General features: G+C 65.2%; 11 protein-coding genes. 5 read left to right on the top strand and 6 right to left on the bottom strand.

All coding sequences use genetic code 11. From position 1 onward, the window contains the following. Positions 1–115: 115 nt before the first annotated feature. The 5 genes from HMPREF2990_RS05315 to HMPREF2990_RS05295 form a co-directional block, all read right to left on the bottom strand. Positions 116–1369, bottom strand: a complete 1254-nt coding sequence (locus HMPREF2990_RS05315) for an ATP-binding protein (RefSeq protein WP_038589806.1) — start codon at positions 1367–1369, stop codon at positions 116–118. A 205-nt stretch (positions 1370–1574) separates the two neighbouring features. Then, a complete protein-coding gene (locus HMPREF2990_RS05310; protein WP_256380968.1) occupies positions 1575–2567 on the bottom strand; it encodes an L-lactate dehydrogenase in 993 nt (330 codons plus the stop codon). Between the two features lie 149 nt (positions 2568–2716). Further along, entirely contained in the window at positions 2717–4102 is a 1386-nt protein-coding gene (locus HMPREF2990_RS05305; RefSeq protein WP_070763021.1) for an amino acid permease, read from the bottom strand. 92 nt (positions 4103–4194) lie between these two features. Beyond that, positions 4195–5055 (bottom strand): trypsin-like serine protease, encoded by an 861-nt coding sequence (locus tag HMPREF2990_RS05300; RefSeq protein WP_070763020.1) that lies wholly within the window; start codon positions 5053–5055, stop codon positions 4195–4197. Then, entirely contained in the window at positions 5052–5984 is a 933-nt protein-coding gene (locus tag HMPREF2990_RS05295) for a DUF418 domain-containing protein (protein ID WP_070763019.1), read from the bottom strand. The genes HMPREF2990_RS05300 and HMPREF2990_RS05295 overlap by 4 nt, the downstream gene beginning before the upstream one ends. Positions 5985–6065: 81 nt before the next feature. Between HMPREF2990_RS05295 and HMPREF2990_RS05290 the strand changes: the two genes are divergently transcribed. Next, entirely contained in the window at positions 6066–6734 is a 669-nt protein-coding gene (locus HMPREF2990_RS05290) for a response regulator transcription factor (RefSeq protein WP_371575300.1), read from the top strand. After that, positions 6731–7771, top strand: coding sequence for a sensor histidine kinase (locus HMPREF2990_RS05285; RefSeq protein ID WP_070763017.1), 1041 nt, complete (start codon positions 6731–6733; stop codon positions 7769–7771). The genes HMPREF2990_RS05290 and HMPREF2990_RS05285 overlap by 4 nt, the downstream gene beginning before the upstream one ends. On the opposite strand, the gene HMPREF2990_RS05280 is transcribed toward HMPREF2990_RS05285, so the two are convergent. Continuing rightward, entirely contained in the window at positions 7768–9117 is a 1350-nt protein-coding gene (locus HMPREF2990_RS05280; RefSeq protein WP_070763016.1) for a CitMHS family transporter, read from the bottom strand. The two genes, HMPREF2990_RS05285 and HMPREF2990_RS05280, sit on opposite strands and share 4 nt — an antisense overlap. A gap of 136 nt (positions 9118–9253) precedes the next feature. Here HMPREF2990_RS05280 and HMPREF2990_RS05275 point away from each other — a divergent pair, with 136 nt between their 5' ends. The 3 genes from HMPREF2990_RS05275 (at position 9254) to HMPREF2990_RS05265 (ending at position 13223) form a co-directional block, all read left to right on the top strand. After that, complete coding sequence (locus HMPREF2990_RS05275) at positions 9254–11344, top strand: DEAD/DEAH box helicase (RefSeq protein ID WP_070763015.1); 2091 nt, start codon at positions 9254–9256, stop codon at positions 11342–11344. A gap of 109 nt (positions 11345–11453) precedes the next feature. Continuing rightward, the gene (locus HMPREF2990_RS05270; protein WP_070763014.1) at positions 11454–12275 is read left to right on the top strand and encodes a chymotrypsin family serine protease; all 822 of its coding nucleotides are present in this window, start codon (positions 11454–11456) and stop codon (positions 12273–12275) included. Between the two features lie 39 nt (positions 12276–12314). After that, a complete protein-coding gene (locus HMPREF2990_RS05265; protein WP_070763013.1) occupies positions 12315–13223 on the top strand; it encodes a trypsin-like serine protease in 909 nt (302 codons plus the stop codon). Positions 13224–13375 lie beyond the last annotated feature (152 nt).

Below are 13375 nucleotides of genomic sequence, written 5' to 3'. Positions count from 1 at the left end.
TACGCTTGTGGTGCTGCGTAAACCTGCAGGTTACGGGTGTCGTACCCGCTTCTGCAACGGTTTTATACCCGACTTTGCAATTCCGGGAGATTGGTTTGATTAGCTTCTGTTACCGCTAAGCGGTCAGGGTGCCCAAAGGAATCACGTGCACTCCGCTAGGAAGCGTGTATGCATATTCCGTGGCAGTGATGATGGCTAAATATGCAGGCGACCCGACCTTGTTGGTGTCGACACGCTCGTCACGGAGTTTGATGAGGTTTGCTTCGGCTTGTGGGATCTGCGACGCCCCGAGTTTTACTTCGCAGGCACCCCACTTGCCGTCCTCGGGGTATTCGATGATGGCGTCAACTTCAAGGCCCGTGTTGTCGCGGTAGTGGTAGACGTGCCCGTGCTGGAGGGCGGATGCAGCGCGGAGATCTCGGATGACCATGGACTCGAAGATCTGGCCGAAGAACTCCGGGTCGTTCGCGAGGCGGTCAACGCCGATACCCAAGGCGGCACAGGCCAGGCTGGGGTCAGCGAGGTGGAGCTTCGGCGAGGTGCGCAGTCGTGATTTGGATCGAAGCGCGACGCTCCAAGGCTGCAACTCGTCGAGGATGAAAATCCGGGTAAGGGCCTGGAGGTAAGTGGAGACCGTTTTCGGATCGACTGTTGTGGCATCCGAAGACACGTCTGCAGCGAGTGTTTTCATCGTTGCTTCGCCAGAAATATTCCGAGCGACGGATTCCAAGGTCCGACGAATGTGTAGCTGGTTGTGACGTGTGCCAACGCTTTCTGGTACTTCCACGTCGAAGACATTGTCCAGGTATGAGCGGTTAAACATGACCGCCTGCTGGGTGCTGGCACCGAGTAAGCCTGGCCATCCGCCGCGAACGGCTTGTTCGGCCATGCCCTTATAGGTGAGCTTGGAAGCTCCGTTCACGCCAACTCCCGGTTGCAGTGCTGCCAGGCTTACCTGGTTTGTCGACGCACCAATCTCCGCGAGCGACATTGGCCGCATCCTTAACCTTGCAAAGCGTCCCGCGCCTGAATGGCGCGTGGTGTCATCGGCTGGCGCCGCTGACCCTGAAAGGATGAACTCCCCGCGTCCTTGGCGGTCGTCGATCTCATGGCGGATGGCGTTCCAGAGGGAAGGCGCGAGCTGCCACTCATCAATGAGGCGAGGGGTTGGACCATCGAGTAGGGCTGCGGGGTTCAATTCGGCGAGCGTGATCAGCTCGGGGGATCGGTCGAGGCGTACAGAACTTGCAGCCTTTTGGAGGGCGGTGGAGGTTTTTCCGCATGCACGCGGCCCCTCAAGGAGGACGCCTCCCATGAACTGGAGGGAGTCCTCCAACACCTGATCTGCAAAGCGCGAAAAGTACTGCATATGGGCACTGTACCCGATAATGCAACGATTTTATACCCGCTTGTGCAATAGTTTTATACCCGACTTTGCAACGGTTTTATGCCCGTTTCTGCAATTCGTTAATGATGGGAGACTCCAGCTTTCGGGCTAGCGCCTGTGCATCCTGGCCAAAACAAAACCCGCGCGCCAGCAAACCTGGCGCGCGGGCAAGCATGCCTAAAAGGGCTTAGACGAGCTCAGCTTCCTTCATCACGTTACGCAGGGTCTCTGCGGAGTGGGTGAATTTTTCCAGCTCCTCGTCGTTGAGGTAGAGCTCGATGGCTTCGCGAATGCCGTTGCGGTTCACCACAGCCGGGGTGCCGATGTAGATGTCGGACTGGCCGTACTGGCCGTCGAGCTTGGCGGAGACCGGCAGGACGACGTCCTCGTTCATGAAGATCGCGCGGGTGATGCGGGCGAGGCAGCCGCCGATGCCGAAGTCGGTCGAGCCCTTCGCCTGGATGATCTTGTAGGCGGCGTCGCGGGTGGCGACGAACATCTCGTCGATCTCCTTGTAGACGTCCGGGTTGGTCTCGGCTTCCTTGGCCAGGCGGTTGCGCAAGGCGATGCCGGCGATGGAGCCGGTGGAGATGACGGGCAGCTCGGTGTCGCCGTGCTCGCCGATGATGTAGGAGTGGACCGAGGTGGCGGACACGTTGTACTTCTGGCTCAGGTTGTAGCGCCAGCGAGCGGTGTCCAGCACGGTGCCGGAGCCGAGCACCTGCGAGGCGGGCAGGCCGGTCTGCTTCTGGGTGGCGTAGGTCAACACGTCGACCGGGTTGGTGGCCACCAGGTAGATGCCGTTGAAGCCGTTGGCCATGACCTCTTTGTTGATGGAGTCGAAGATCTTGACGTTGCGGCCGACCAGGTCGAGGCGAGTCTCGCCCTCGCGCTGGGCGACGCCGGCGCAGTTGACGATCAGCGCAGCGTCGCGGCAGTCCTCGTAGGTGCCGACGGTGACCTTGGTGTTGTGGCCGGAGTAGGGGACGGAGTGGTTGAGGTCTTCGACTTCGCCCCAGGTCTTTTCCTCGTTGATGTCGATGATGGCGAGCTGGTCGCAGAGGCCCTGGTTGATCAGTGCGTAGGCGTAGGCCATGCCGACGGAACCGGCGCCGATGAGGACGACCTTGTTGCCCGGGGTGATGTTCTTGTGCGGGGTGGACGGGTTCGTGATGCTCACTAGAATCTCCTCTTACTCCGGCGGGTTCGCCGGTAGAAAATGCTTCCGCCTTCCATCATTGCACAATGTTATGACCATTGCTTGTTTGGTCGGGCAAGTTCGGAAAGAATTCGGGCGGAAGCGGGCGGGATGAGCCGCGTAAGAGGCGCTTACTTGTAGTCGTCCTCGGTGTGCGCCGAGGCCACCGCCTGCGGGCGGCCGGTGGCGAAGTACAGCACGGTCATGATCACCAGGAAGGCCACGCCGACGCCGAGGGCGAGGTGGTACTGCGGCTGCCAGACCATGATGCCGAAGGTGAACAGGATGAACGCCACGGCGAACCACTGCCCGTAGGGCCAAAACGGGACAGGGAAGGTGAGGGCTTTGGCTTCGGTGGTGCTCATGTGGCGTCGAGAAGCGAGGTGGCTGATCAGAATCATCAGCCACACAAACACGGTGGCGAAGGTGGCGAGCGCCGCGATCGTTTCAAACACGTTGGGGAAGTTCGCATTCAGCACCACGCCGACGACCAGGACGATCAAGAGCGTCACGGTGGTCATCACGGGGATGTCGCGGACAGTGCGCGCCATCGCACGCGGCGCGAGCCCCTCACGTGCGAGCCCGGTGAGCACGCGACCGGTGCCGAAGAGGTCGGCGTTGATCGCGGAGAGCGCGGCGGTGATCACCACGAGGTTGAGTAGGCCCGCGGCCCAGTTCACGCCAAGCGTGGAGAAGATCTGCACAAACGGGGATTCTTCGCCGGTGATGCTGCGCCACGGGTTGAGCATGAGGATGACCAGGATGGCCAGCACGTAGAACAGCAGGATGCGCACCGGGACGGTGTTGACGGCCTTGGGGATGGAGCGGTCCGGGTCGTCGGCCTCGGTGCCGGCGACGCCGATGATTTCGGTGCCACCGAAGGCGAAGAGCACGAGGATGAACGCGGCAATCATGCCTTCGGCCCCGTTGGGGAAGAACCCGCCGTCGTTCCACAGATTGGCAATGCCGGTGGCCTCGGGCTGCGACCCGAGCCCGAAGGCGAGGATGGCCGCACCGCCGACGATCATGCCGACCACGGCGACGACCTTGATCAGGGTGAACGCGAACTCGAGCTCACCGAACCAGCGCACACTGGCGAGGTTCGCCCCGCCGATGATCAGCAGCGTGGTGGTGATCCACACCCAGGCCGGGGTGTCTGGGAACCAGAATTTCATGTAGATGCCGATGGCCGTGAGGTCGGCCAGGCACACGATCATCATCTCGAAGGCGAACATCCAGCCGGTGATGTAGCCGCCGAGCCCGCCGAGGTGCTCGCGCGCGTAGACGGCGAACGAGCCGCGGACGGGGTGGCGCACGCTCATCTCGCCGAGCGCGCGGAGCATGAAGTACACCACCGCGCCGCCGAGCAGGTACACCAGCAGCACCGACGGCCCGGCGGCCTGGATCGCGCCGGCGGAGCCGTAGAACAGGCCGGTGCCGATGGCGGAGCCGAGCGCGATGAAGTGGATGTGGCGGTGGCTTAAGCCGCGGGCTTTTCTAGCGACGGGCGTGGACATGGTGCGTGGGCCACCTTCCATGAGAATATTATGCGGTTTGACTGATATTACTACCTATAGCACCACAAAATCTCAGGTTCAGCAAAGAGGGCCTATGCTTTCCGACGCCGCGCCACCGCCGCCGCACCACCCGCCACAGCAAGCAGGACCACGATAGCAAGGATGTACGGGGCGGAGGAGGACTCGCCCGAGTCGCCATCTGCGCTGTCTGCGCTGGCTGTGTCTGCGTTGTCGGTGGCGATGGTGTCGTTGATCCACTCGGCGGCGTCGCCAAGCGGGGCGGCGGAGGCCGCGGCGTTGGTGTCCATCGCGATTTCCTCCGGGTCGTCGGGGTTGACGAAGAGCCCCGCGCTGAGCACGCCGGTGAGCTTGCCGTCGCGGAAGACGGGGCCGCCGGAGTCACCGCCGTGGATGCCGGCGCCTTCGGCGAGGGTGACGGTGAGGGCCTGTTTGCCGTCGAAAAGCGCCATGGGGTTGGGCCCGTCGATGGTGGCCTCGGTCATGGGCAGGCGGGTGGAGCCGCCGGAGCCTTCCGAGGACCAGCCGTAGACGGTGCCGGGGGTGTCGGGCTCGGGGACTTCGGTATCGACGGTGGCGTAGTGCTCAAGGCCCAAGTCTTCAGCGGTGTGCAACAGGGCGATGTCGCCTTCCGGCGCGGTCTTCCAGCTGTCGACGGCAACTGTGCGCTGGTCGTCGCCCTCGCCGACACGGACGGAGCCGCCGGGGGTGGGCAGGTGGTCCATGCAGTGCCGCGCGGTGACGACCCAGTGCGGGGAGATCGCGGTGCCGGTGCACACGCCGTCGGCGGGATCGTCGTTGGCGGTGCGCACCGAGACGACAGACGAGCCCTCTGGGGATCCTTCGGCGAAGTGGGTGGATTCGAGCGCGCCGGCTGGCGTCGCGGTCAGCAACCCGGCGGCGATGGCGGCGGTGGTCAAGCGGAAGGTGTTCATGATTGAAGCTCCTTTGCAGAGTGTCGTTGGGGAAGGTCTTGGCGGGCGGCGGCGTGGGTAAAGTCGCGAAGCAACTGCTCGAGCGGGCCGCGCGGGAAAAACAGCAGCCACACCGACGCGAGCGCTGCCGCGGCGACGATGCTCACTGTGGCCGAGAGCGGGCCGGCGGGAAGCAGCGCGGCGGTGACCACGTGCAGGCAGTACACCGAAAGCGGTGTGCGGCCCATCGCCTGGATGGGATAGGGGCACCAGCGCGAAAACAGCAGTAGGCAGAGCCCAAGGACGGCGAGCGAGCAGCCGATTTCGCTGATCAGCGCGATGAGGCCGCCGGTGTGGCCGTTGGGGTTGAGGAAGGGGTACTGGTGGGCGTCGAGAAGCGGGCGCATCCAGACGCCGAAGACCGCGCAGGCGGCGCCCACGGGGGCGACAAGCGGCAGGCGCGGCAGGAAGCGCGCGGCGATAAGCCCGGCGACCATGAGCGCGGCCCACTCGAACAGCGGGTACGGCGGCGCGGTGACCGACAGCGGCAACTGCAGCGCGGAGACCACGATGAGCCCGGCGCAGAGGAACGCAAGCGTGCGTGTGCGCCAGCGTGGGGCACAGGCGAGCGCGAGGTAGCAGGCGCCGAAAGTGCCCAGCACGACGGTGATCGAGCCCGAAAGCGGGGTGAGCACCACGTGCAGCGCGAGCAGGGCCGCGCCGCGCACCATCGCCTGGTGGCGCTCGCGCGCCAGCGCCGCCCCGCCGGTGGCGCGCATGCTCAGCTGCATCGACACGCCAGCGAGAAACGCGAACAGCGCGGACGGGAAGCCGTAGAGCCACGGCGAGGTCGAATCGGTCAGATGCGCCCACATCATGGCACCGAGCGCGACTGCGCGGGCGGCGTCGACGCCGATGATGCGCGGCGGGAGTCTGGAAGCATTCGTCATGGGTCTCACGCTAGAAACGGCCGTGTTGCGAGAGCGTTAACGCGCGCCTTCGCAGCGCAGGGCGGGTTTAGAATGACCGGCATGTCCAACGTTGTAGTTGTAGAAGACGAGGTCTATCTCGCCGACGCCATCGCCGCAGCGATTACCGCGCACGGGTGCACGACCCGCGTGGCGTACGACGGCGCGCAAGCGCTTACCCTGCTTGAAGACGCCGACGTGGTGGTGCTCGACCGCGACCTGCCGCTCGTCCACGGCGACGAGGTCTGCGCCCGCATCCGCGCCGAGCACCCGCATATCCGCGTGCTCATGCTCACCGCGGCCAGCACTCTCGACGATCGACTCGCCGGTTTCGCGAGCGGGGCGGACGACTATCTCACCAAGCCTTTCGAGGTGCCGGAGCTGCTCGCGCGCGTAGACGCGCTGCTGCGACGCCACACCCCGCCGAAGTCCGAGGTGCTGCGCTGTGCGGATGTGCGCATGGACACCGCGCGCCGCACCGTCACCCGCGCGGGCACACCGATCCCGCTGAGCCCGAAGGAATTCGCCGTCCTTGAGGTGCTGCTCGCGGCCGACGGCGCGGTGCTCTCGGCGGAGGCGCTGCTGGAGGAGGCGTGGGACGCCTTCGCCGACCCCTTTACCAACTCGCCGCGCGTGACCATTTCGCACCTGCGCCGCAAGCTTGGCGACCCCTGGATCATCCACACCCAGCCGGGCGCGGGCTACTATGCCGCCGAGGAGGCCCGCCCATGACGATGCGCCTGCGCCTTACCCTCGTGCTCGTCGCCACCGTCTTCGGCGCCGGCGCGGTGCTCACGGCGCTCGTGTGCGCCTACCTCGCGCTGACTCCGGTGCCGCTGCACGTGTCGTTGCCGGGGCCCGAAGGCGTGCTTATCGACGCCGCCATGCCCATCCCCACCTCCATCATCACCATCGTGCTCGCCACGATGCTCGTCGCGCTCGCTCTGCTGACCGCGCTCGCGGGTTTGGTGGGCTGGTTCGTCGCCGGCTACGCGCTCTCACCCGTGCGCCGCATTGCCGCGGTGGCGCGCGAGGTCTCCGACGGGGACGTTGCCAAACGCATGCACTACGAGGGCCCGGCCGACGACGTTGGCGATCTTGCGCACGCCTTCGACACGATGCTCGACTCGCTTGCGGCCTCGCTGGACGCGCAGCGCCGTTTTGCCGCCAACGCCTCGCACGAGCTGAAGACCCCGATCGCCACGATCCAGACGGTCGCGGATGTCGCACTCATGCAGGCCGGTGACTCGGATGCGCAGCTTGTCGACGCGCTGCGCCGCATCCGCGAGGTCAACGCGCGCGCCGGGCAGACCGTGGAGCGCCTGCTCGCCTTCGCCCGCGCCGAGGCAGCACAGCCCGGCAGCCTCACCGGCCAGCCGGTGGATCTGGTTACGCTTTGCGAGGAGGTCTGCGCGCAGCACGGCGTTCCGCTGCGCGTCCCCGGTTCGCCTGTGGTTGTGAACGGCGATGAGGTGCTGCTGCGCCAGGCGGTGGGCAACCTCGTGGGCAACGCGGTTGAGCATGGCGCGCCCGGCACGGCTGAGGTGGTCGTTGGGGAGGGGCGTGTGGGCGTCGAAAATCAGGGCCCTGTCCTTGACTCAAGCGAGGTGGAGCGGCTCAAGGAGCCCTTTGTGCGCGGCGCGGGGCGGGTGGCAGGCTCGCACGGGCTGGGCCTTTCGCTTGCCGACGCCATCGCGCGCGCCCACGGCGGCACCCTCGACCTCGCACCGCTTGAGGGCGGGGGATTGCGCGTCGAGCTTTCGCTCTAAGCCAGCATGCCGGTCGCGAGTGCGCCGAGCACGAGGACGATGGAGAAGCCCCAGCACAGCGGGAACGCGATGCGGATGTACTTGCCCATGTTGGCGCCGGCCAGGCCGAGGCCGAGCCAGAGCGCGGGGGAGAAGGGGCTGACAAAGGTACCGATGACGTTGCCGACAATCATGGCGGTGGCGGCTCCCAGTCCGGAGACGCCGAAGGCAGCGGCGGTTTCCTGCACGATCGGCAGGACGGAGAAGTAGTACGCGTCGGTGGAGGTGGCCAGGTCGAGCGGCACACCGAGCAGGCCGACGATGACGTGGATAAACCCGCCGACGGACTCGGGCAGCACTGCGATGAGTGAGAGCGCGATCTGCTCGAGCATGCCGGTGCCGTCGAGGATGCCGAGGAACATCGCGGCGGCGAGGATCACGCCGGCCATGGACAAGGCCGTGGGCGCGTGGCGGCGCAGCACGTCGTTCTGGTCTTTCAGAGACTCGAAGTTGACGAAGAGCAGCAGGGCGGTGCCGACCAGGAAGGCAGGGCCCGGCGAGCTGATGCCGGAAACGAGCACACCGATCAGCGCGAGCGTGACGATAACGTTGACGACGGTGACCCACGTCCCGGTGCGTGGGGTGAGGTCGAATTTTGCGCGGTCAGCGGCTTGCGAGTGTTTGAATTCGTCGGCGATGGCGTTGACGTCGACGTTGGCGTCGATAAGCGAGCGCTTGATTAAGCGACGCCTTTCCGACAGGCCGAAGCCCGCGGCGACCAGGAAAACCAGCACGATCGCGAAGCCCTGGGCGGGTAGGAGGTGGACCCAGATCTCATTTGGCGTGGCCTCGATGACGCTGGCGGCGCGTCCGACGGGACCGCCCCACGGGACCATGTTCATCACGGAAGCGGAGAGCGCAACAATGGTCAGCAGTACGTAGCGCGACATGTGCATCGCCTGGTAGAGCGGCAGAAGTGCCGGGATGGTCAGCAGGAAGGTCGTGGAGCCGGAGCCGTCGAGGTGGGCGACGATGGCGATCGCGGCGGTGCCGAGCGTGACCAGCATGACGTTGCCGCGGGTGGCGCGGATGAGCGCGGTGATGACGGGGTCGAAGAGGCCGACGTCGGAAAGAATGCCGAAGAAGATGATGGCGAAGATGAACATCACCACCACGCCCATCACCCGGTCGAGGCCTTCGCCGTAGAAATCGGTGATCTCTTCGACGCCGAAGCCGGTGAGCAGCGCACCGACGATCGGGATGAGCGTCATAGCGATGATGGGGTGCATTTTGCCTTTGAGCAGCACGCCGACGGTCACGAGAATGATTGCCAACCCGATCAGAGTCAGCGCGAGTGGTGAAGTCATGCGGGAAACACTAATGGTCGTACGCGTGACATGTCACATTGCGGTGATGGGGTGAGGTAAGGCCGTTGCGGGTGGGGGAGGGAAGTGTGCCGCGGGAATAGTTTTGTCGCGGTAGGTGGCGTACGCTGGGTTGACAATGAGCACTTCCGAAAACGCGACCGGCAGCGAAAATGGGCCGGATATGAACTTGTCGGAAAATCAGCACACCCCGCAGGATGTCGCAGCCGAAGCAACGGCTGCAGAAGACACCAGGGATGCGGGTATCGCTGAGGACACCGGCGCTTCGCAGGAGACTGTCGAAGCCACCGAGAACACCGAGAACACTGAGAGCACTGAGAGCACTGAGAACGCAGAGAGCACCGTAAGTTCCGAAGAAACCACTGAGCCGGAGAAGCCGGAGAAGCCGGCAAAGCCGGCAAACGGCTTCGAGACCCTCGACCTGCCAGAAAAGGTCGTAGAGGCGGTCAAGAAGGTCGGCTTCGAGCAGCCGTCCGCCATCCAGGCCGAGACCATCCCGATTTTGATGCAGGACCGCGACGTCGTGGGCCTGGCGCAGACCGGTACGGGCAAGACCGCGGCGTTTGCGCTGCCGATCTTGAGCCGCATCGACACCTCGAAGCGTCACCCGCAGGCGCTGATCCTTGCGCCGACGCGCGAGCTGGCGCTGCAGGTGTCCGACTCCTTCCAGTCGTTCGCCGACCACCTTGGCGGCGTGCACATCCTGCCGATCTACGGCGGCCAGGCCTACGGCATTCAGCTGTCCGGGCTGCGCCGCGGCGCGCAGGTCATCGTGGGTACCCCGGGTCGTGTGATCGACCACCTGCAGAAGGGGTCGCTGGACATCTCCAACCTGCGCTTCCTCGTCCTGGACGAGGCGGACGAGATGCTGAACATGGGCTTCCAGGAAGACGTGGAGCGCATCCTGGAGGACACCCCGGACGACAAGCAGGTCGCGCTGTTCTCGGCGACGATGCCGCGCGCGATCCGTAAGATCTCCCGCGACTACCTCAACGACCCGGTCGAGGTGACCGTCAAGTCCGAGACTCGCACGAACACGAACATCACGCAGCGCTACCTGTTCACCGCGCACCGCAACAAGCTCGACGCGATCACCCGCATCCTCGAGGTCACCGAGTTCGAGGCGATGATCGTCTTCGTCCGCACGAAGAACGAGACCGAGGAGATCGCCGAGAAGCTGCGCGCCCGCGGGTTCTCCGCCGCCGCCATTAACGGCGATATCGCCCAGCAGCAGCGTGAGCGCACCGTCGATCAGCTTCGCGACGGCCGCTTGGACATCCTGGTCGCCACCGATGTCGCCGCCCGCGGCCTCGATGTGGAGCGCATCTCGCACGTGCTGAACTACGACATCCCGAACGACACGGAGAGCTACGTCCACCGCATCGGGCGTACCGGCCGCGCGGGGCGTACCGGCGAGGCGATCCTCTTTGTCACTCCGCGTGAGCGTCGCATGCTGCGCTCGATCGAGCGCGTGACGAACGCGACAATCGAGGAGATGGACCTGCCGACTGTCGACGAGGTCAACGAGAGCCGCAAGGTGAAGTTCATGGATTCGATCACCGAATCCCTGGAGGCCTCCGAGCTGCAGCTGTTTAAGTCGATGGTGCGCGAGTACTCGGCCGCGAACAACGTGCCGATGGACGACATCGCCGCGGCCCTGGCCACACAGGCGCTGGCTGGCGACGAGTTCCTCATGAAGGAGCCGCCGAAAGACAAGCGCGACCGTCGGGATCGCCGCGACCGCTGGGACCGCGACGACCGCGGCCGTGGGCGCGGCCGCGATGGGCGCGATGGCCGTGAGGATCGTGGCCGCGGCAAGCGCCGCCACAACGACAGCGAGAACTTCGACACCTATCGCCTTGATGTGGGCAAGCGCCAGCATGTCCGCCCGGGCGCGATCGTCGGTGCGCTGGCGAACGAGGGTGGCCTAAGCTCAAAGGACTTTGGGCGCATCACCATCGGCGGCGATTTCACGCTGGTGGAGCTGCCGAAGAAGCTGGATAAGCAGGTGCTCGACCGGCTTTCGGACACCCGCATCTCGGGTCAGCTGATTAACATTCAGCGCGACCACGGTGCGCCGCCGCGCGATCGCGGTGGGCGCGGGCGTCGTGGTGACTTCGATGACCACCGAGGCCATCGTGGCCGCCGGGACGACCGCCGGGGGCGTCGGGACGATCGCCGCGGCCGCGGCAACCGTAACTGGGACTAGCTGCATGTGAAGAAACGGGCCTTCGGGCCCGTTTTTCCTTTTGTGCAGCTGTGCGCAAGGGCAGTACAGTGAGGTGAGTTTTCGCACACTGGCCGCAAGGAAGGAAGTTATGCAACAACTGCCCTGGACCCTGGCGATGGGGATCGTCGCTACGCTTTTCGCAGTTGTGGCCATGGTTGCGCCTCAAGCGGCGGCCGCGCCGCGGGTGAGCCAGGGGTCGGTGATCGTGACCGACGGCGGCATGTGCACGGTTGGGTTCAGTGATCCTGCTCGCCACCGCAGCCTCGTCGCCGCGCACTGCGGTCGTGAGGGTGGCAGGGTTGCCGTGCTTGATCCGGCCACCGGTGCTGTGAGCAGGCAGGTTGGCACGTTTTACCGTTCCAAGGCCTACGACCAACGCCTGGGCAACGACTGGGCGGCGATCCAGTGGGACCGCGGCGTGGCCGTTGGCGGCAATCCGCACTCCGGGAACCGGTGGGTGCACCCAAACAACATCGCGCTGGGCGAAACCGTGTGCTACCACGGCAATGCCAGCCACGGCGGCCGCGGCTCGACCTGCGGCAAGTTCGCCGGATCTGTGGGCAACACGTTCTTTGTCGACGCCCCACTGACCCGCCCCGGCGACTCTGGCGGGCCGATGTGGGTGCCCGGCCGCGGCTTCGTGGGCGTGATCTCGAGCCAGTGGGCAGCGCGGCAGCTGCCGGTTGTGGGCGGAGCCAACTTTGTCGTCGGCGTGGTGCCGCACGATGGGCCCGCGGTGACTGAGGTGCAGCTGATGGGGCTGTACATGGAGAACCTGGTCGCGCCGGTGTCAGCAGGTGGGTCTGCGGTTGGCCCGGTTGGGGAATCGGTGCGTCGCGTGGTGAGTACCGTGTTTGGAGTCTTGTCGCGCTTTGGGCTCCCGTCCCCCTCTGCGGTGCACTATTCTTAAAGGGGTAATACAGCTTTTTCTCACCGAAGGTGAATAAACGTGAATACTTCCCGCGCGTGTCTCGCCGCCGCCGTTGTTTCCTCTCTTTGCCTGGCTCCGGTTGCGGCGCACGCGGCGCCAGCCCCGATCCCGGAGCAGGGCCTGGCGATTTCCACCAGCATCGGGAACTGCACGCTGGGGTACGTGGACAAAGAGATGCGCATTGGCTACACGGCCGCGCACTGCGGTCGGGAGGGCGACCGGGTGCGCATCATCGACCGCACCACGAACGCGCACAGCCGCGAGATCGGCACCTTCCACCCGTCGACGCGCTACGACGAGCTGTTTTCCAACGACTGGGGCTACATCCAGTGGGACCGCGACGTGCAGTTGGGCGGCAACCCGTACTCGGGCGATACCATCATCGACCCGAACGACGTGAAGCGCGGCGAGGAAGTCTGCTACCACGGCGAGACCTCCCACAAGGGCACCAAGGACATCACGTGCGGGACGTTCTACCGGGCAACGGGGCAGAGCTTTGCCATCCGCGGCGCGTATTGGCGACCGGGGGATTCCGGCGGCCCGGTGTGGATCCCGGGGCGCGGTCTTGTAGGCGTGGCCTCGATCGGCCCTGCCACGCCGGGCAAGGTGGGCACCGCGACGGTCGGTAGGGTCCGCGTCGAGGGCAAGCCGATGGGATGGGGCGCCGCCCCACGCGACGGCCGCCTGATTGGCAATGAGGAGGGCTCCCGCGAGTTCCTCGCTGCGGCGGGCCTGGATTCTGCGGGTGTCTATGATGAGCTGATTGATAGAAGCTCCAAGTCTTCGAAGAGTTCCTCCTCGGAAAAGGAGTCCTCGAGCTCGGAGATGACCCCGGGCGAGATCCTCTCGATTGTCATCCCGATCCTGGTGGTGCTCGTGCCGCTTCTCGCGCAGCTGGCCCAGCTGGCGCAGCAGTTTATGCGCTAAAAAGGTCTTCCGCGGCCGCGGACGGCTGGCAGCGAAGCACTCCCGACAGCGTAGGTCTAAATGGAGCTAGCTCCTTTTGGGAAGTCCGGTGACGTGCGACCTGGTCTTTTGTGTCCGGGGTTGGTCTAAATGGAGCTAGCTCCTTTTGGGAA

Source organism: Corynebacterium sp. HMSC071B10, from assembly GCF_001814825.1.
GTDB lineage: Bacteria > Actinomycetota > Actinomycetes > Mycobacteriales > Mycobacteriaceae > Corynebacterium.
This window is presented reverse-complemented; position numbering and strand designations above follow the sequence as displayed.